An 18,695-nucleotide genomic window follows, 5' to 3' on the forward strand; every position below is an offset into this window, starting at 1 on the left:
ACTATTTACAACAAGTATAGTATACAACAAACTGTAAATTAGTTTGAGTCGAAATGGAAGGGAATTATAAGTCATGAGTACTAATTCAGCAATTGACGTTAGTTCAATTAAGAAAGGCCCTTTGTTATTCGTCATGATCCTCGGGGCATTCATTGCCATCTTGAATCAGACGATAATGGGTGTGGCCTTACCCGAACTTATGAAAGAGTTTAGTATCGCCGCGTCCACAGGCCAATGGTTAACTACGGGTTACATGCTGGTGAACGGTGTTCTTATTCCGATTACAGCGTTCCTAATGCAGCGTTTTACAACGCGTGAACTTTTCCAAGCTTCTATGATTATTTTCCTCATCGGTACGATTGTTTCAGCTGCCGCTCCAGGTTTTGAGGTTTTATTGACGGGTCGCCTTATTCAAGCTGCAGGCGCTGGTATATTAATGCCGCTCCTGATGAATGTTATTCTGACGATCTATCCGCCAGAAAAGCGGGGAGCAGCGATGGGGATGGTTGGTTTATCGATCATTTTCGCTCCTGCCGTGGGTCCTGCTATCGCTGGTTACATCTTGGAGCATTATTCCTGGCGTACACTTTTCTATGGCATCATTCCGTTCGCTGTGATCGTGATCGTAGTGGCTTTTGCCTATCTGAAAAATGTTTCCCAACGTACGTATCCTAAAATTGACGCTTGGGGCGTTCTTCTATCCACGGTCGGGTTTGGATTCCTTCTATATGGCTTTAGCAGCGCTGGAAGCAAGGGTTGGTCCAGTACGGAAGTTGTACTTTCCATTATTGTTGGTGTAGTTGCCTTAATTTTGTTCACATGGCGTCAGTTGGTTATCAAAAGTCCGCTTCTTGATCTCAGAGCCTTCAAGTACAACATGTTTACCCTGACGACGTTAATCAACATCGCGGTAACGATGGTGATGTATGCCGATATGATGCTGCTGCCGTTGTATTTGCAAAATGCTCGCGGCTATACACCTTTAGAGTCAGGAATTCTTATGCTGCCAGGGGCATTGCTCATGGGCTTAATGATGCCAGTAGCTGGTAAGTTCTTCGATCGATTTGGGGCAAAATGGCTATCCATTATCGGTATGGTCATTACGATTATTACTACACTCGGTTTCGTCAATCTGACGGATTCCACGAGCTATACGTACTTGGTACTGATGTCCACTGGACGTCGTTTCGGGATGGCCTTATTCTTAATGCCAATTACAACAGCGGGTCTTAATCAGTTGCCGGCAAGATTGAACGCGCATGGTACGGCGATCTCCAACACCATCAAGCAAGTAGCGGGCGGGGTCGGTACAGCCTTGCTCGTCACGGTCATGTCCACTAGAACGAAGACGCATCTGGTAGACATGATGACGGCTAGCAAAACAGCAACGGCAACGAAGGAACTGATCAAAGAAGCATCGATTCAAGGCATTAATGATTCGTATCTTGTTATCATCGGAATCGGTATCGTTGGTCTCGTGCTTTCCTTCTTCATTAAACGAGTGGGGCAAGCAGAGGAACCCGAGGTTGAACCTAGCTTGAGCCGTAAAACGTTGAAATCCACATAAACAATTGAAATAAGCCACAACCAAAAGCCCCGATTCTCCGAGAATCGGGGCTTTCTCTATACTTTTATGGAATGTCCACTGCGTTCTTCTCTTGCAGCGTGCTAAGGTCGTTCGCTTTGATCATGCTATTGGAGACGGTGTAGAGGGTATCTCCGATATAGAGCACGCGCTGCACCTGTTTGTCGCCGGCATAATAATACTGCCCAGCCTTTTTCAGCTCATCAGGCGTTATATGCGTAATGCCGCCGCGGAGCTGGAACCCTTTTTCCAAATCAAGATGGTAGACGTATGCGCCCTGGAAAGCGAAACTGCCATATGCGCCAGCGCCCATTTTCGGATCTTTGCTGACTTGATTCGGATCAAGCTTCATCACGGTAATAGGGAAAGCCAGCAGATTGTTCTCCTTGGAGAAGAGCAGCGCACGATGGTTATGCAGCAGCTCGGAATCCGTTCCGCGGTCCCCGATTAACTCTTTGAATTGTTCGACGGGATGATTCACATCGGATACATCGAACAAAGCCATCTTCATGCCTTGGTAATAGGCAAAATTAGGAGCGCCATTGCCTGTGTTATCCACTTCGACGGTATCTTTGCCGAAGCCGATGATATGAGTCTCATCATACGGATGCAGGTAATTGCTGTAGCCAGGAATCTTCAAGGCTCCGAGCAGCTTAGGCGCAGCAGGGTCTTTTAAATCCATCACAAATAATGGATCGGTGTTTTTGAAAGTAACCATATACGCGCGGTCGCCCATGAAGCGAGTCGAATAGATGCGCTCGCCTGGCGCGATATTCTCTATCTTGCCTTTTTCCTGAAGGTTGGCGTCCAAGATGTAGATATGATTTTTCGACGTACCCTCGTCAGTCCGCCAAACCTCGCCTGTTGTTGTCGCTAGTCGGAAGTAGCCGTTATGCTCATCCATGGCGAATTGATTCAGCAGATGTCCAGGTACCTTGCCTGTATGCTTATAAACAGCCTCCCCGTCCTTCAAACCGAACTGATAAATGACCGTTTCCTGCTTAGGCGGCTCCATCGGAAGACTAGTTCCGTTAGGCTCACCGACCCGTATGCCTGGTACATCCGTTGTCATCGCCATCGGTTGAATGCGCATGTAGTCTGTATTGGTTGCTGCTACATATAAATTGGCTTCTGAAGCGTATACGTTCTGCCCCGAACCGAGGTAGGAAGTGACATGCATCGTCTGCTGCAAATCGTCCAGATTAATGCCTCCGATGAGCACATAATTAGGCTCCAGCGCTTTAGGCATATAATAGATACGATCCATTGGAATCGAGGTGAAAGCATCCCCAGCTGCCGAATCCCGATAAGCAGGTGCTAACATCGCTTTGGCTTCTTCTTTATTCGTCAGTTGCTGATAATAGTAATAATTCACATATTTATTGGAGATAAAATAAAGCGATGACCCGATCTTCCGGGATGAGACGTAGTTTCCTTCAAGCTCCGCTTCCTTGACCAGCTTCAGATTGCTTCTGTCAGAGAGATCATAGACTTTGACCTTTGTCGTTTGTTCGCCTCTCAAGGGCATAATCATTCTCTTGGCAGTCGAGCTGCTGCTTGCGTCATTCTGAGGGAGTGACTGATAGTTCTGATATGCGTATCCAATCACAATTAAATGTTGATCATCGACGTAGAGTTCACTTGGCTGGAACTGATTGTTGGCATCCTGCGGGAAATCAAGGATACTTAACACTTTCATTCCATCAGCAGGATACGCCGCCGTTACTACAATTCGCTGCTTATTGACTGTGTAGATGTAGGAGCCATCGGTCTTCACGACGTCGGATTCATCGACGCCTTGCACTTGCACGTTCGTGCTGGAGTAATCGGGCGGTGCAGCTGCTTTCGAATCAGTGGCCACAGTACCTGCGCTGTTTGGCGCTGATGCGGCAGTCGAGAACTCTTGTTTAGCCGCTTCTTTGACAAACAGATTTTGTGCGCTGACTGAATAGCCTTCTTGCTGTGTCAGCAAGGTAACCAAGTGGTCATAGGTACCGACAACGGGCAGCGTTTCTGTCGGCTTCGTGATGTTCACGGATTTCGTAGCAGAATCCCAGCGAACGATTAGATTCGCGCTCTCCATGAAGAAGCGCAGCGGGACATACATCGCGCCATCAACGATTTGCGTTGCGCCATACATCGTTGTGGCTTCCCCGTTAATATACCCGTAATCCGAATTGATCGGCAGCTTGAGCTCGTACCCCTCGCGTGTCACAATGGCAGCTCGTTCCGCTTCATTCCACGTCACTTCCATCTTTAGCGCTTTGGCAAGCTCACGAACAGGTGCCATGAGTATGCCGTCCATCATCTTCGGCGACTGGGCGAAATCGAGAGGCTGCCCGTCAAGTTGAATCCCCGTTTGCTGGCCAGCGTTCGTTGTCGCCGGGGTAAAAGCGGATGTTAACAGGATTGCGGTCATCAGGAGACCAGCGGCCATTATCTTTTTCTTCATCGTTATCATCCTTTTCATAGGTAAGAATACGCTCACATATGTGTGTTTGTACTCTTCTAACGGATCAGCGTTAACATATGTTTCAGGATGAGCTTAATTTTTTACTACTTATTTTCAAAACAAGGTCAAAGGGTATAATAAAGGCATGGAAGATGATGGCCAAGGAGGGGAGATCCGATGACAGCGAACAATGTGGGATCACAAATAGGTTGGAATTTGGAAAATAGCTACGCGCAGCTCCCGCAGTCGATGTTCAGCAGGGTGGGGCATACCTCGCCGCCTGCGCCGAAGTTAATCAAGCTGAATGAGCCGCTTGCGGCCTCATTGGGGTTAAATGCTGAAGGCATGCGCACCCAAGAGGGGGTCGCGAATTTGGCTGGCAAGCGGTTGCCAGCAGGGGCAGACCCGATCGCGCAAGCGTATGCGGGGCATCAGTTTGGGCATTTTAACATGCTCGGAGATGGCCGTGCGCTTTTACTTGGAGAGCAGATCACGCCTTCTGGTGAGCGGTTCGACATTCAGTTGAAGGGGTCTGGCAGAACCCCTTACTCCAGACGCGGGGATGGCCTTGCGGCACTCGGGCCGATGCTGCGTGAATACATCATTAGCGAAGCCATGTATAGTCTTGGGATTCCAACGACTCGAAGCTTAGCGGTATTGACAACGGGTGAGTCGATTTACAGGGAAACGGAGTTGCCTGGCGCTATTTTGACCCGAGTCGCGGCTAGTCATATTCGTGTGGGTACATTTCAATTCGCAGCTAATTCCGGGAAAATCGAGGATCTTCGCGCACTTGCGGACTACACGATGGAGCGGCATTATCCAGAAATAGCGGCGGAGGATGATAATCGCTATCTCGCATTCCTGCAGGCCGTTATTGGGCGCCAGGCTAAGTTGATTGCCCAGTGGCAGCTCGTCGGCTTCATCCATGGCGTGATGAATACAGACAACATGGCGATCAGCGGAGAGACGATCGATTATGGCCCATGCGCCTTCATGGATACGTATAATCCCGAAACGGTATTCAGCTCCATTGACAGCCGCGGCCGCTATGCGTACCGGAATCAGCCGCCGATCGCGTCATGGAATCTCGCGCGATTCGCCGAAACGCTGTTGCCGCTGCTGCATGAGAATGAAGAGCAAGCAATCCAATTGGCGCAAGATGCGATTTCTCGCTTCTCCGACGTGTATCACCGCCATTGGTTTGCGGGTATGCGAGGGAAGCTAGGGCTCTTCACGGAAGAGGAGGGCGATGTCGCTCTGTTTGGCGATTTGTTGACGCTCATGGAGCAGCATGCGGCCGATTACACGAATACCTTCGTGGCTTTGACCTTTCACAAGCTGGAAGGATCGACGCTATTCGGCGTACCAGAATTCGTGCAATGGCAGGAACGCTGGCAGGCGAGACTCGGCCGACAGCAGCAAAACATGGACGCCTCACAAGAATTGATGCGGGGCAACAATCCAGCTGTGATTCCACGGAACCACCGTGTGGAAGAAGCTTTGGAAGCCGCGGTGCAAGAGGACGATTACAGCGTCATGGAGAAATTGCTTGCGGCGCTGGCGAATCCGTTCGTGCATTCGCCAGAACAGGCGGAGTACGCGGAAGTTCCCGCGCAATCCTGTGAGTATCAGACGTTTTGCGGGACGTGACTCGTAATAAACGCGCTGCTGATCAAGAAATAAGCCCTCGGCGTTTCCCGAAACGGGGGCGCAAGATAGAAGCGGTCAATCGCTTCTAAATCAAGGAAATAGCTGGTTTTAACGAAGTTTAAGAGCGGTTGACCGCTCTTAACCTTGCAAGATTGTCCGAATTGTCGGCGGGGGGCGCGAGATAGAAGCGGTCAACCGCTTCTAAATCAAGGAAATAGCTGGTTTTGACGGAGTTAAGAGCGGTTGACCGCTCTTAACCTTTTGGAGATAGCCCGATTTATTGGGAATAAATTTTTCCCTAAAAAAACTATTGACGACTTCCCAATATGCTGTTAAATTAAAACCAAGTAATCTTATATGATTAATTATGTATCGACCGGATCACCGGAGACACAAGCCAAACTTCCTTCATGGGAGTGCTGTGTCTCTTTTTTTTGTACGCGATACACATAAGGGGGAGTTTTATCATGAGAAAAAAACACGTCATGTCCATCGTTCTAACTTCATTGCTAATTACGGTGTTAAGCGGTTGCGGCACAGCTTCCAAAACGACAACGAGCGCGGCTGAAACGAAAGCGCCTGTCTCATCAGCCAAAGCAGAAGAGCCCAAAGGGAAAAGCACCACGCTGCGAATCGGCTATCAGAAATACGGAACCGTCAACTTCCTGAAAGCCAATGGGGAGCTGGAAAAAGTGTTAAAAGAGAAGGGAATCACCATCCAATGGACAGAGTTCCCAGGTGGACCGCAATTGTTGGAGGCGATGAACGTAGGCAGTATTGACGTCGGTCATACTGGTGAAGCGCCTCCGATCTTTGCGCAAGCAGCAGGTACACCACTCGTTTACTTGGGTCATGAGCCTGCAAGCCCTGCCAGTGAAGCGATCCTGATCCCTGAGAAGTCAGAGATTAAATCCGTGGCTGAGCTTAAAGGGAAAAAAGTAGCTTTGAACAAGGGGTCCAATGTGCACTATTTGCTAGTCAAGCAGTTGGAAAAAGCAGGCCTGAAATATGAAGACATTCAAGTTGTTTTCCTCCCTCCAGCAGATGCTAGAGCCGCATTCGAGAAGGGGAGTGTCGATGCTTGGGTGATCTGGGATCCATTCTTCTCCGCAGCAGAGACGTCAGCGAAAGCCAAAATACTGGCAGATGGCAAAGATTCCGTCGCGAATCATGAGTTCTATCTAGCCAGCCGTTCTTACGCTGAATCGAATAAAGAAACGATCAAAACCTTCCTAGACCAACTAGCCAAAGTGGATATATGGTCCAAGGATCATCCGAAAGAACTCGCAGAGACACTTTCTCCGCAACTGGGAATTGATGTGCCGTCGTTACTTCGTGCAGCAAATCGCCGCGCCTATGGCATTCAACCGATCGACGAAACGTTGATTAATGAACAACAGAAAATTGCCGATACCTTTTTCAAACTTGGCCTCATTCCGAAAGAAATTAAAGTGAAAGAAGCCGTACTGCCAGCGACGAAATAGGTTCGAGCTACTCATAACGAATAAGGGAGACGATGAAGATGGAAGTATTCTGGTTTATTCCGACACACGGAGACAGCCGATACCTTGGCACAACGAAAGGAGCGCGCTTGGTTGATTATGGCTATGTGAAGCAAATTGCACAAGCAGCGGATGGGTTGGGATTCAGCGGCGTACTGCTGCCCACAGGCCGATCCTGCGAGGATGCATGGGTTGTTGCCTCTTCCTTGATTCCCGTGACGCAGCGGCTTAAATTCCTTGTCGCTGTGCGACCTGGCTTGATGTCGCCGACGCTTTCGGCCAGAATGGCTTCCACCTTTGATCGTTTATCGAATGGCCGTTTATTGATTAATGTGGTGACTGGCGGCGATGCGCAAGAGCTGGAAGCGGAAGGACTGTTCCTAGAGCATGATGCCCGTTACGGTCTGACCGATGAGTTTTTACACATTTGGCGCAAAGAGCTGGCAGGGGAACAAGTGGATTTCAAAGGGGAGCATCTGCAAGTTAAAGGTGGCAAAATCGTATATCCGCCGGTTCAAGCGCCGTATCCGCCGATTTATTTCGGTGGTTCTTCACCAGCAGGGATCGAGGTAGCAGCTGATCATGTGGATGTGTACTTGACTTGGGGAGAGCCCCCAGCTCAAGTCGCCGACAAAATCAAACGTGTTCGTGAAGCCGCTGCGAAGCGCGGACGAACGGTGAGATTTGGAATACGCCTGCATGTGATAGTGCGTGAAACCTCGGAAGAAGCATGGGCGGATGCGAATCGACTGATTTCTCATCTCGATGATGAAACGATCGCGACCGCGCAGCGCATTTTCGCCAAGATGGACTCCGAAGGGCAACGGCGCATGGCGGAACTGCACCAAGGGGATCGGACGAAGTTGGAAATCAGCCCTAATCTATGGGCAGGCATCGGACTTGTTCGCGGCGGGGCAGGGACGGCGTTAGTCGGTGATCCTGAGACTGTTGCCGCACGGATGAAAGAGTATGCGGAGCTGGGCATCGAAACTTTTATTTTCTCTGGTTACCCGCATTTAGAGGAAGCTTATCGGACTGCAGAGTTACTGTTCCCGCATCTACCACTGCCCAACAAGGGCAAACAAGCGAATGAACAAGCGAACTACATCAGTCCTTTCGGTGAGTTAATCGCGAATACGGAATTGCCTAAGCAAGCGAAGGAGGTTCGGTCACATGACAACCAGCCTATCCAAGTCTCTGGCTAAATCCTTGCTTCCGTGGGCGCTTCCTATCGTGCTTATCATTCTTTGGCAGCTGTTGGGACAATTCGGCATCATATCGACTAGAATTCTTTCAACGCCTCTCGCTGTTCTGACTGCGGGCATCCATTTGGCGCAAAAAGGTACCTTATTTGAGTATATTGGCTCCAGCTCCAAGCGGGCCTTTCTGGGCTTTGCCATTGGGGGCAGCATCGGCTTTGCCCTAGGCTTATTAAACGGTCTTCTTCCTTTCTTGGAAAAATTAACAGATACATCGGTCCAAATGCTGCGGAATATCCCTCATTTAGCCTTGATACCGCTCGTAATCTTATGGTTTGGTATCGGGGAGGAGGGAAAGCTGTTCCTTGTGGCTCTTGGTGTTTTCTTCCCTATTTATCTAAATACGTTTCATGGCATACGCTCTGTGGATCCAGGCTTGATTGAAATGGGGCGCGTATACGGGCTGCGACACCTCCATTTATTCCGAAAAGTCATTATTCCTGGCGCATTACCTTCCATCCTAGTTGGCGTTCGTTTCTCACTTGGCATCATGTGGATTACGTTAATTGTGGCTGAGACCATTTCATCCAGCTCGGGGATTGGCTATATGGCGATGAATGCGAGGGAATTTCTGCAGATGGATGTGGTGATTCTTAGCATTATCGTCTACGCCCTACTAGGCAAATTATCGGATTATATCGCTAAGCTCTTGGAGCGAGCGTGGCTTCAGTGGCATCCAAATTACTTGAAATCCTAGAGGGAGTGTGACCCAGATGACAGAGAGAAAAGGAGTTCGGTTACAAGTAAAGCAGGCTGCCAAATATTTCGGTCAAAAGCAAGTGCTGCATGAGATCGAGTTGAATGCTGCGCCAGGCGAATTCATCGCGATCGTTGGGCGAAGCGGCTGCGGCAAAAGCACGCTCCTGCGCTTAATCGCAGGTCTAGATAAAACATCCAGCGGGCAAATCGAAGTGGATGGCTCACAGGTGAAGGGAACACACCCGGACACGCGCGTGTTGTTTCAGGATGCACGGCTTCTGCCGTGGAATCGTGTGTTAGCCAACGTTCAGGTCGGCGTGAAGGACGGCTCCCGCGCAAGGGCGGAAGAAGTTCTTGCCCAGGTGGGGCTTGCCGATCGGACGAATGAATGGCCTGGCGTCCTGTCTGGCGGGCAACGTCAGCGTGTCGCGCTGGCTCGCGCATTGGCGGGTCAGCCCAGGTTGCTATTGCTGGATGAGCCGCTTGGCGCGCTGGATGCATTGACCCGTATCGAAATGCAGCAACTGATCGAGCGCATCTGGTATCAACAGAAGTTCACGGCATTACTCGTGACGCATGATGTCTCCGAAGCGGTTCTGCTGGCGGATCGCGTTATTTTAATAGAAGAGGGCAAGATTGCCCTTGATGTGAAAATAACGCTGCCGCGTCCCCGCGTGCGGGACAGTGGGTTTGCCTATTTTGAACAATTGATTCTGGATCGTATTCTGATTCAAGAGCGCGATGCCGCAGTTGATGAGATTACGGCGAATCATAAGTATGCTTATACGATTTAAAGGTTGGAAAGCACTTCAAGGCAGGAGGTCTGCCTGTTGAAGTGCTTTTTTTAACCAATGAAATAAGTTGTCAAAATTTCCTAGGGAAGCTATGATATTTTAATAGTTTCATTCAGATCTAGGAGGCAGCATAGCATGAGTTCAATAGGGCGCTTTTCTATGGTTAAAGTAGTTGTAGCGATTTGTATTTTATTTTCGATGTTGATCATTCCAGCCAAACATTCATATGCATCTTCGTATAGTTATAGGACCTATCCCGAGGGGAATGTAGGCATTCTAAGGCCTGAGATTGGAGCTGTGCTTAATTTTGGTGAGTTGAAACCGAATACGTATCAATTCTTTCTCAATGGACAAGAGCAGAAAGTAACCTACGATACGGCTAATTCCAAATATAATTACCTACCGTCAACGGACCTCAAGCCAGGCGAGTACAAAGCTCAACTTACTTTTTCATTTAGTGGCTATGAGCCGATTTATCTGAACTGGACATTTACGATACTCCCCAATGCTACCCAGCTTTCGACGGATATTACGGCAGAGCAGCAGGAGGGTCTGAAAGCAATCAACGATTATCGGGCCAAGCTTGGTCTTCCAGCGGTCAAACTCAATAGCGTGCTGAACACGGCGGCACAGAAGCATGCGGAATACCTGTATCAAAATAACATTGATCCGATTCACACATCCGTCTCTTTGCATGACGAGAATGCGTCGTTACCAGGGTTTATCGGTCAGACATTGAAGGAGCGGAGCCAGTATGTGAGCTATCGACATGGCATAGCAGAGGATGTGGCTTATGTCCATGCAACAACTGCCGAAGCGATCGATTCACTCTTTGACGCGCCATACCACCGTACCCCGTTCATGTTGACAGGTCTTTTCGAGGTGGGTATCTATACTAAAGGTGATTACCATGTCGTTGAGTTCGGTATAGACGGTATAGATTTAGGGAAATCTCCCGATCTCGATGTTTCTCCGAGGAATAATGATTTCTATGTACCAACCCAGTTCGACGGACATGAGGTGCCAGATCCGATTCGTAACTATCCAAAGGCTGAATATCCAGTCGGATACCCGATCATGGCCGTTGTGAACGATTTTGAGGTGACAAAGGTCAGCAACATTGTAGCGGAACTTCGAGACAGTAACGGAAATAAAATCCCGATCTGGATCAACTCCTCGGAAAATGATGACCATTTGGATAATGAAGTGATGCTCATTCCTCAAAAGCCGCTTCAACTGGACACCACTTACAAGGCCTGGGTAAGCCTTAAGGCAACGATGAAGGATGGCAAAACCAAACCATTTACCAAGGAATGGTCATTCCGAACAGAGCCCAAAGAGGGGCTGGGTTTGTTAACACTGCACAGCGATTCAACTGCGTACTCTGCCGAAATGAGCATACGCGGTTTGAATCGGACACATACCGTTTCATTTGGCTTAAATGCAGATAGGTATTACCTGGATTCATTCCCATTTTCCATGAAGAAAAAGCCATACATTACAGACGGTACGTCTTATTTATACATCAGAGACCTTGCGGCGGCAATCGGTGCGACTGTCGAGTGGGATGATTCGAATAAGGCAGCTATTTACAAAAAGAAGGACATGACCGTCATCTTTTATACGAATAGAAATGCTTATGCCATCAATGGCAAAGAATATCCATCGGATGCAGCTGCGAAGCTGATCGATGAAACAACGATGATTCCCGTGCGATTACTGTCTGAAACGCTAGGTGCGAAGGTCGATTATGTGGAGATATCCCGGACGGTCCTCATTCACTTCTAAGAACATACAAAGAGCCTTGTTGTCCAAATGGACGACGAGGCTTTTTTGGTCTTTCGCACCGTCCCAAGTGTTGATTCAACAAATGGTTAATTAAAAACCATTGACATTGATTATGATAATCATTATCATTTGTTACGTAGTAATAATTGTCAGAAAAATAGAGATGGCATTAGGGTGGAGGAACGGTAACATGCGTAAAATTGTATTAACAATTCATTTGACGCTCGGCTTGATTTTAGGCCTTTTCGTTGTAGCGACATGTACGTCGGGGAGCCTGCTGCTCATCGAGAGCGACGTCGAGAGGTGGCTGCATCCGCTCGATCATAAGGTGACACCTGGGGAGACTAACCTGGCTTCGATTAAGTTGCATACCGAATCGGCGTATCCCGATTATAAGATTGACTCCGTGGAATACCCTGCTAAAGATAAGATGTACCATGTCCGTCTTTCCAAGGTAACAGGCAAAGGCACGAAGACGGTATTCGCTGACCCTGGGACGGGGGAAGTGTTCGGGCAAGTACAAGAAGCGCGAGTGGAGCCTTTTGCAACCATTTATCAGCTGCATCGCTACTTCCTTCTGCTTCCTGTGATTGGGAAAACAGGAGCGGCAACAGTCGTTGGTCTGATTGGTGTTGGGTTGCTTCTCATCCTCATTACGGGCGTTTATCTCTGGTGGCCAGGTATTCGGAGTTGGGCAACAGGCTTCAAATTCGTCCGCAACCGCGGTAAATTAATGCAGAACATGAGTTTACATAAGTTGGTTGGCATGATCTCCGTCCCTGTTCTTCTTTTTGCGACGCTGACGGGCGTGATCAATGCCTTTGAGAAGCAAATTCCTGGCTGGGTCGGGTTCAAAGCGAAGGAAGAAATTCCAGCTGCTGCGCTCCAATCCAAATCGAAGGAAGGCTTGACGCTTCCGATGGAACGGGTCATTGAGATTGTGAAGGAGAAGTATCCTTCTAGCAAAATCATAAAAATAACTTTGCCTACAAAGGCTGGTCAGTCCTATCTGGTAGGTGTTAATGAAGGAATCGCTGCTTCTCCAGGAAGCAACAGCACAATATATGTAGATTCTTATTCGGGGAATGTTTTGTACAAAACGGACCCAGCGTTAGCCATTAATCTGTATAACAGCTGGCGCAAAGGTCTACACTTCGCCACATGGGGCGGTGTGGCAACGAAGCTGATCGCCTTCGTGTTCGGCATGATGCCGCTCGTACTCATGATTACAGGCCTCACGATCTGGCGTATTAAGGCAAAGGCGCGCAAGCGGAGCAGGAAGCCAGCTACGGCTGGCGCGGTCGTAGCTTAATGAAAGGCCCTGAACGACTTATTCAGGGCTTTTGTTATTAACGATTCGGGGAGAAATTTGCTATCTCTTGCAAAATCGATTCGATTTGCTCAAGAGTATCTGCTCCCAGCTCTACATTCACAGCTTTCACATTTTCTTCAATCTGCTCTGGCTTGGTCGCACCGATCAGCGCGGAGCTGATGCCTGGTTGACGAAGCACCCAAGCCAGTGCGAGTTGCGCGAGTGAGATATCGAGACCTTGCGCGACTCTTTCTAATTCATGAACCGTCTGGAGGACACGGTCATTCAGATAGCTGTTAATGAAGCCATTGACAGCGTTGTTCGCAGCCCGGCTGTCGGTTGGCAGCGGCTGTCCCAACTTGTACTTGCCAGTTAGAATGCCTTGCGCCAGCGGCGAAAAGACAACTTGTCCGAGTCCTTTGCGCTCGGAGACAGGGAGCACATCGCGCTCGATATAGCGCTCGAACATATTATAGATCGGCTGATTCGCGATCAGCGGACGTAGACGCAGATGATCTGCGATGCTCGCCGCTTCCGTAATTTGCGCACCGCTCCATTCGCTGACGGCGGGATACAGGATTTTGCCTTGCGTGACTAAGTCGTCCAGCGCGCGAAGCGTTTCTTGAAGCGGTGTGCTTGCGTCATACCGATGACAGAAGTAGATGTCGATGTAGTCGACACCTAAGCGTTTCAAGCTCGCATCACACTGCTCAAAGATGTGTTTGCGGGACAATCCACGATCGTTGGGGCCATCGCCCATCGGGAAATAAACCTTCGTCGAAAGCACATAGCTCGAGCGCTCGTACCCTTTCAGCGCGGCGCCCATCGCTTTCTCGCCTTCACCGCGATTATACGCGTTAGCGGTATCGAAGAAATTGATTCCGCTCTCGAAAGCCTTCTCGATGCAGGCATCTGCGGCTTTTTGCTCAGCCGCCGTGCCATAGGTTAGCCAGCTGCCTAAAGAAATTTCACTTACTTTTAACCCGCTGCGTCCCATGTTTCTATATTTCATGATGGATTCACCTTCCTCCTATTGTTCTTGTCGCTGTTAGTATACGGTAGGCAGGGTCGGTCGACAAGAACGCACTAATTGTTGACTTAGTTACGTGAAGTTAAGTACTTGGTAGATTGGTTGACAGGTGGGGCTCAGCAAAGCAGCTATGAATCTAGCATTTGAAGCAACTAAGCATTATACTACTTGTAAAGTGACGAAGAACGTCCCGTACCATTCTGATGAGTGGTTGCGGGACGTTTTTTGTTCTTGAAGGATAGGAGGGATATCAGTATGGATACGTTGAAAGCACATAAAGATTTTATCCAGTCTCATCTAGGGAAAAGGAAGGGGGAACGACGCGGAAGGCTGGAAAGAGGTCATAGGTATGCGGAAGAACTGTTTTTGAAGCAAGTGTGGTGGCCAGTTATGGGCAGTTTCGAGGATCTACATCCTGAATATGAAGTGTTGGATTGGCGGGGGCGATCCTACTTTGCGGATTTCGCTTGGCTGCCAGGGTATGTGAACCTTCTAATCGAGATTAAGGGATATGCTCCCCACGTTCGTGATATGGACCGACAGAAGTACTGTAACGAATTGAATCGAGAGACGTTCCTGCATGCCATGGGGTATCAAGTGATCTCATTCGCCTACGATGATGTAGAGCAACGGCCCGAGCTGTGTATCTCTCTGCTGCGCATGGTGCTGGCTAGATATCAGGCTAGCTCGAAGTCAGTACCTCACACACAATTGGCGGAAAAAGAAATCCTTCGACTTGCCATTCAGCAAGTTGAACCGATCAGGCCGAAGGATGTGGCGCAGCATCTGGCTATTGATCATCGTACAGCGGTGAAGCTGCTCAAGCGTTTATGCGCGAAAGGCATGCTGACACCTTCATTCAGCGGGACTAGGCAGCGAATTGTCAAGTACGCCTTAGTGAGTGGCGGCTGGGAGGCGAGCTTAACTTAGAATAACTGGAGAAGTACAGTTAATTTCTGAGAATTGGGTCCTTTTATTCATTTAGATGGAAAATATGACGTTAATTTTCGTGAAGTAGCCTGGTTCGGAGCATTTTAGCAAAAATAAATGGATATATCCATTTATTTTCGAAAAATGCCACTTTCGTGCGGAAATAAATACACAAAATCCATCTATTTGAGACTCCCGACACACCTCGCCCCCGTCCCATCCCATCCAACCCCAAGCCAACGACCGCCCCAGGGCTCCCCTGACAGCGGCCCCCCAACCTACAACCCCAACAAAAACGGCACCGCCATATCGGCAATCCGCCGATGGCCCGCTTCGTTCGGATGCAAGCCATCCGAAGTGAAGTGAGGCAGCGTCAACTTATTCAGCCCACTCTGCGCATACAGATCCAGCACTGGCAGCGCATAGCGCCGGCCGATCTCACCAATCGCGTCGACATAGTCGACGAGGCGATGCCCAGAGGCATTGACAGTGAAGATGTCATAGCTATCTTTGTCCCGATGCAAAGGCGTCCACAGACTTAGGCGGCATTTCGGATTTTTCGCCAAAATATCCTCGATCACTCCAGCGTACGCGCCATGAAACGTATACAAATCTTTGCTGCCCAGCTCGCCGATGGGTTTATCCAAGCGGAAATCATTAATGCCGGCGAAAATGGTCACGCAGTCCAAGTCAGTGTCGATCGTGCGACCGACATGCGTCGTTGCGCCGTAGTCACGGTCGCCGCCGGCTGTCATCGGACAGCCGCTTTTGCCGTAGTTGATCACGCTGGCGAAGCCAAGCGCCTCCTGCACAAGCGGTTGATAGCCGCCCGCTTCTGTAATGCTGTCACCCAGGGTGCCCCAGGTTTTTCCTGACCATTTCGTCAACATGCGAATAACGCATCCTTTCCTTTACCATTTACGTTCTAAAGTCACCAAGCACCTTTCTCCTAGCATTCTTCTTCAAAAGAAACAGCCCCCACAGCGACCTCTCGGTCCGCATCGGCAATGCCTGGGTTATCGCCCAGGTAAGCACCTTGCGTGATCAACCTGCGCTGCAGATCAGGGATCGAAATCTCGCGGAAGCCAACGCCCGCACTACTTGCCATCGAGGCGGCAACACCTGCCGCTTCGCCCATCGCAAAGCAATTGGGCATCACGCGAAGCGACCCTTGCACGGGTCTGTCCGAGGAGACAGAGCGTCCCGCGACGATGAGATTGGATTTGCCTTGCGGAAGCATGCAACGATAAGGTACGCCGTGGGATTTCCCTTTTGGCAGATGCTTAATCGTCATCGTTGAATTCGCATTGGCCAAATGGATATCGATGAAGTAGGAATTGCGGGCAATATCATCCTCAAACGTACGCATCGAGAGAAAATCTTCCACGACAAGCGTGTAGTCGCCTTGAATGCGGCGCGTTTCACGAATACCGATCTGGTCGCCGGAATGGACGAGGAAAATGTTCTCAAAGCCAGGAACATACTTCTTCAAGAAGCGAATTTGCTTTTCAATTAACTGACGGCCTTCCATCGCGGCCCGCGTCAAATCTTCTGCTTTGGTTCCGTCAATATTGAAAATATGTCCGAAATTAAAGCCGACAACAGAGTTGGAAATCCAAGCCATGCCTGAGATTCTTTTGCGGCCTTCGGGCAGCTCGCCATTTTGTTGTGCGAATGTGACGAGACTTTCGAGCTGAGGATGCATGCCTGTCTCTTGAACAAATTGCTCGAATCGATTCTTATCCGCACCAGTCACCACGTAACACATCGTACCAGGCTGTAATTCCCCATTTTCTCCGCCAACTTGAAAAGGAACACCAGAGAGTGCGGCTAGATCCGCATCTCCCGACGCATCAATGTACAGCTTCGCTTGAACAACGGAGCGGCCAGACTTATTGCTAATCACGAGTCCGCTAATGCGATCCCCATCGAGCAGCACCTGATCAGCTACCGTGTGGAAAAGCACTTGTGCGCCGCTAGCCAGCACTTCGGCATCGTAGACACGTTTGAGTGTCTCGACATCGATCGGTACCCAATCGAGCAGTTGTTCATAACGCTGCAGGAAGTCAGGTCCTGCTGCCCGCTTCATTTTGTCCAGCAGATCAAGTCCGATGCCGCGGATAACGGGTTTTTCGCCGTCGGTGTAGGGGCAGAAGGCTGGGACCAGTGCGGCAGTTCCCATGCCGCCAAGGTAACCGCGCTGCTCAATCAGCAGCGTGCTGGCGCCATTTCGCGCTGCGGCTATCGCAGCGGCGATGCCTGTGGCGCCGCCGCCGATGACGACGACGTCAGGGGTGTGGCTGATCTTAAGCTGTTGTGCGGGTATGGTAACAGTTGCAGGGCTTGTCATGATAGGAATCCTCCTCGTGGATCATCAATCTTCTCTGCAAAGCTATGCATCCAACCGTCTGGGTTTTCTTTCATCCGACCGTCTGCGTTCGCTTGCATGGAAGCTCTTTAATTTCATTATAGATTGAGCGCGACGAGGAACTAGTTTAATTTTTGTTTCATCCAAAAAGTAAGCGTGTTATGATACGGGTACTTTATCAATGTTTTACCTAGATCTTAGAGGAGGTATCGCCATCCCATGCCGACCCGCAAAACAGTTACGCTTAAAACAATCGCTCATGAGCTCGGCCTCACCGTCCAAACCGTGAACAAAGCGCTGAAGGGCAAGCAGGGCATGTCCGAAGCGACCCGCCAACTCATTGTTCAAACCGCCGAGAAGCTCGGCTACTATACGATGGACCAAATCCGCAGTCTGCGGCTAGAGCACATTGCGCCATATCCGAATGAGCGGCTGCGCTTCCTGCTCGTACAGACCGCCGATTCCGTGTCCTTTAACCAGCTGTTGCTGCAAGGACTGCAGAATCGCTTCTTTTCCTTCGGTCATCGCATCGAACTCCTCAGGCTGCCGCTTCGCATGAAGCCAGAGACAATGGCCGCATGGCTCGAGGAGCATGGAGTTACATATGCGGATGGTATTTTCATAGCGCCTAGCATCTTACCCCTGGCTTGGGAAACAGCGCTGTTCAACCTGCCGATCCCCCGTATTTTACTGAACTTTCCGCCATCTGGCGTGAAAATCGATAGTGTAATCTGGGACGTATATGAGGCGACTTGCCAGTCCGTTGCTTATCTTCGCTCTCTTGGACATGCAAACATCATGTACGTTGGGGATCCCTATTTGCAGCGAGGTTATATCCTGAGGTGGCAAGCATTCAACTTTGCCATGCAGGCATCTGGTCTAACAGTGACACCCTCAGAACATGGTATTGGCAAACATGATGCAACCGACCAGTGGCGGGATGAGATCATGCATCTTATTCAGCAGCATCAACCAAGCGCTATTCTATGCGGTATTGATCGTGAAGTAGCCATTGTTCATGACGTTTGCACGGAACTCGGGCTCCGAATTCCAGCGGATATTTCACTCATCGGTTTGCTTAACGATCAGCCCGATACCTTGCCACTATTCACACGTCCAGTGCTGTCTATCGCCCAAACAGGCTACCGCGCGGCAGATCGTATGCTGTGGCGGATTGCCAATCCGACCCTGCCCTATGAGCATATTCGCATTCAAGGTGAATTTTATGTTGGTCACACGACAGTTGCGCTGAATGGGGGATAGCAAGTTTTACTAACACCTTAAGATTGCACCAGAAATAGAAATATTGCCATCTACATCCCA

The 18,695-nt window shown here is 49.5% G+C and carries 14 protein-coding genes; 10 read left to right on the plus strand and 4 right to left on the minus strand.

The window, feature by feature from the left end:
• The first annotated feature begins 73 nt into the window (after positions 1–73).
• Positions 74–1,567 carry a DHA2 family efflux MFS transporter permease subunit gene (locus MJB10_RS04795; protein ID WP_314802216.1) on the plus strand — a complete coding sequence of 498 codons (1,494 nt, stop codon included), beginning with the start codon at positions 74–76 and terminating at the stop codon, positions 1,565–1,567.
• 64 nt (positions 1,568–1,631) lie between these two features.
• Here the strand turns inward: MJB10_RS04795 and MJB10_RS04800 are convergent, their stop codons facing one another.
• Positions 1,632–4,037, minus strand: coding sequence for a beta-propeller domain-containing protein (locus MJB10_RS04800; protein WP_314802218.1), 2,406 nt, complete (start codon positions 4,035–4,037; stop codon positions 1,632–1,634).
• Between the two features lie 177 nt (positions 4,038–4,214).
• Between MJB10_RS04800 and MJB10_RS04805 the strand changes: the two genes are divergently transcribed.
• From MJB10_RS04805 to MJB10_RS04835, 7 genes are all read left to right on the plus strand, one after another.
• A complete protein-coding gene (locus MJB10_RS04805; protein WP_314802219.1) occupies positions 4,215–5,690 on the plus strand; it encodes a protein adenylyltransferase SelO in 1,476 nt (491 codons plus the stop codon).
• A 467-nt stretch (positions 5,691–6,157) separates the two neighbouring features.
• Positions 6,158–7,174, plus strand: a complete 1,017-nt coding sequence (locus tag MJB10_RS04810) for a sulfonate ABC transporter substrate-binding protein (RefSeq protein WP_314802221.1) — start codon at positions 6,158–6,160, stop codon at positions 7,172–7,174.
• Positions 7,175–7,212: 38 nt separating this feature from the next.
• Positions 7,213–8,397: an FMNH2-dependent alkanesulfonate monooxygenase gene (gene ssuD, locus MJB10_RS04815; protein WP_314802223.1), complete on the plus strand. Its 1,185-nt coding sequence runs from the start codon at positions 7,213–7,215 to the stop codon at positions 8,395–8,397.
• Positions 8,366–9,148: an aliphatic sulfonate ABC transporter permease SsuC gene (ssuC, locus tag MJB10_RS04820; protein WP_314802225.1), complete on the plus strand. Its 783-nt coding sequence runs from the start codon at positions 8,366–8,368 to the stop codon at positions 9,146–9,148. Before ssuD ends, ssuC begins: the two co-directional genes overlap by 32 nt.
• 16 nt (positions 9,149–9,164) lie before the next feature.
• Positions 9,165–9,944, plus strand: a complete 780-nt coding sequence (locus MJB10_RS04825) for an ATP-binding cassette domain-containing protein (RefSeq protein ID WP_314802227.1) — start codon at positions 9,165–9,167, stop codon at positions 9,942–9,944.
• 135 nt (positions 9,945–10,079) lie between these two features.
• Positions 10,080–11,732, plus strand: coding sequence for a stalk domain-containing protein (locus tag MJB10_RS04830; RefSeq protein ID WP_314802229.1), 1,653 nt, complete (start codon positions 10,080–10,082; stop codon positions 11,730–11,732).
• Between the two features lie 190 nt (positions 11,733–11,922).
• Entirely contained in the window at positions 11,923–13,044 is a 1,122-nt protein-coding gene (locus MJB10_RS04835) for a PepSY-associated TM helix domain-containing protein (protein ID WP_314802231.1), read from the plus strand.
• A 37-nt stretch (positions 13,045–13,081) separates the two neighbouring features.
• On the opposite strand, the gene MJB10_RS04840 is transcribed toward MJB10_RS04835, so the two are convergent.
• Positions 13,082–14,056: an aldo/keto reductase family protein gene (locus tag MJB10_RS04840; protein WP_314802233.1), complete on the minus strand. Its 975-nt coding sequence runs from the start codon at positions 14,054–14,056 to the stop codon at positions 13,082–13,084.
• Positions 14,057–14,329: 273 nt separating this feature from the next.
• Between MJB10_RS04840 and MJB10_RS04845 the strand changes: the two genes are divergently transcribed.
• On the plus strand, positions 14,330–15,004 hold the full coding sequence (locus MJB10_RS04845; protein ID WP_314802235.1) for a hypothetical protein: 675 nt from the start codon (positions 14,330–14,332) through the stop codon (positions 15,002–15,004).
• 278 nt (positions 15,005–15,282) lie between these two features.
• On the opposite strand, the gene MJB10_RS04850 is transcribed toward MJB10_RS04845, so the two are convergent.
• Together MJB10_RS04850 and MJB10_RS04855 are read right to left on the minus strand one after the other, a co-directional pair.
• Positions 15,283–15,894 (minus strand): SGNH/GDSL hydrolase family protein, encoded by a 612-nt coding sequence (locus MJB10_RS04850; protein WP_314802238.1) that lies wholly within the window; start codon positions 15,892–15,894, stop codon positions 15,283–15,285.
• 59 nt (positions 15,895–15,953) lie between these two features.
• A complete protein-coding gene (locus MJB10_RS04855) occupies positions 15,954–17,354 on the minus strand; it encodes an FAD-dependent oxidoreductase (protein ID WP_314802240.1) in 1,401 nt (466 codons plus the stop codon).
• A 237-nt stretch (positions 17,355–17,591) separates the two neighbouring features.
• On the opposite strand from MJB10_RS04855, the gene MJB10_RS04860 reads away from it, so the two are divergent.
• Entirely contained in the window at positions 17,592–18,635 is a 1,044-nt protein-coding gene (locus MJB10_RS04860; RefSeq protein ID WP_314802242.1) for a LacI family DNA-binding transcriptional regulator, read from the plus strand.
• Positions 18,636–18,695: the final 60 nt, after the last annotated feature.

This window comes from Paenibacillus sp. MBLB1832, assembly GCF_032271945.1.
In the GTDB taxonomy this organism is placed as follows: domain Bacteria; phylum Bacillota; class Bacilli; order Paenibacillales; family NBRC-103111; genus Paenibacillus_E; species Paenibacillus_E roseopurpureus.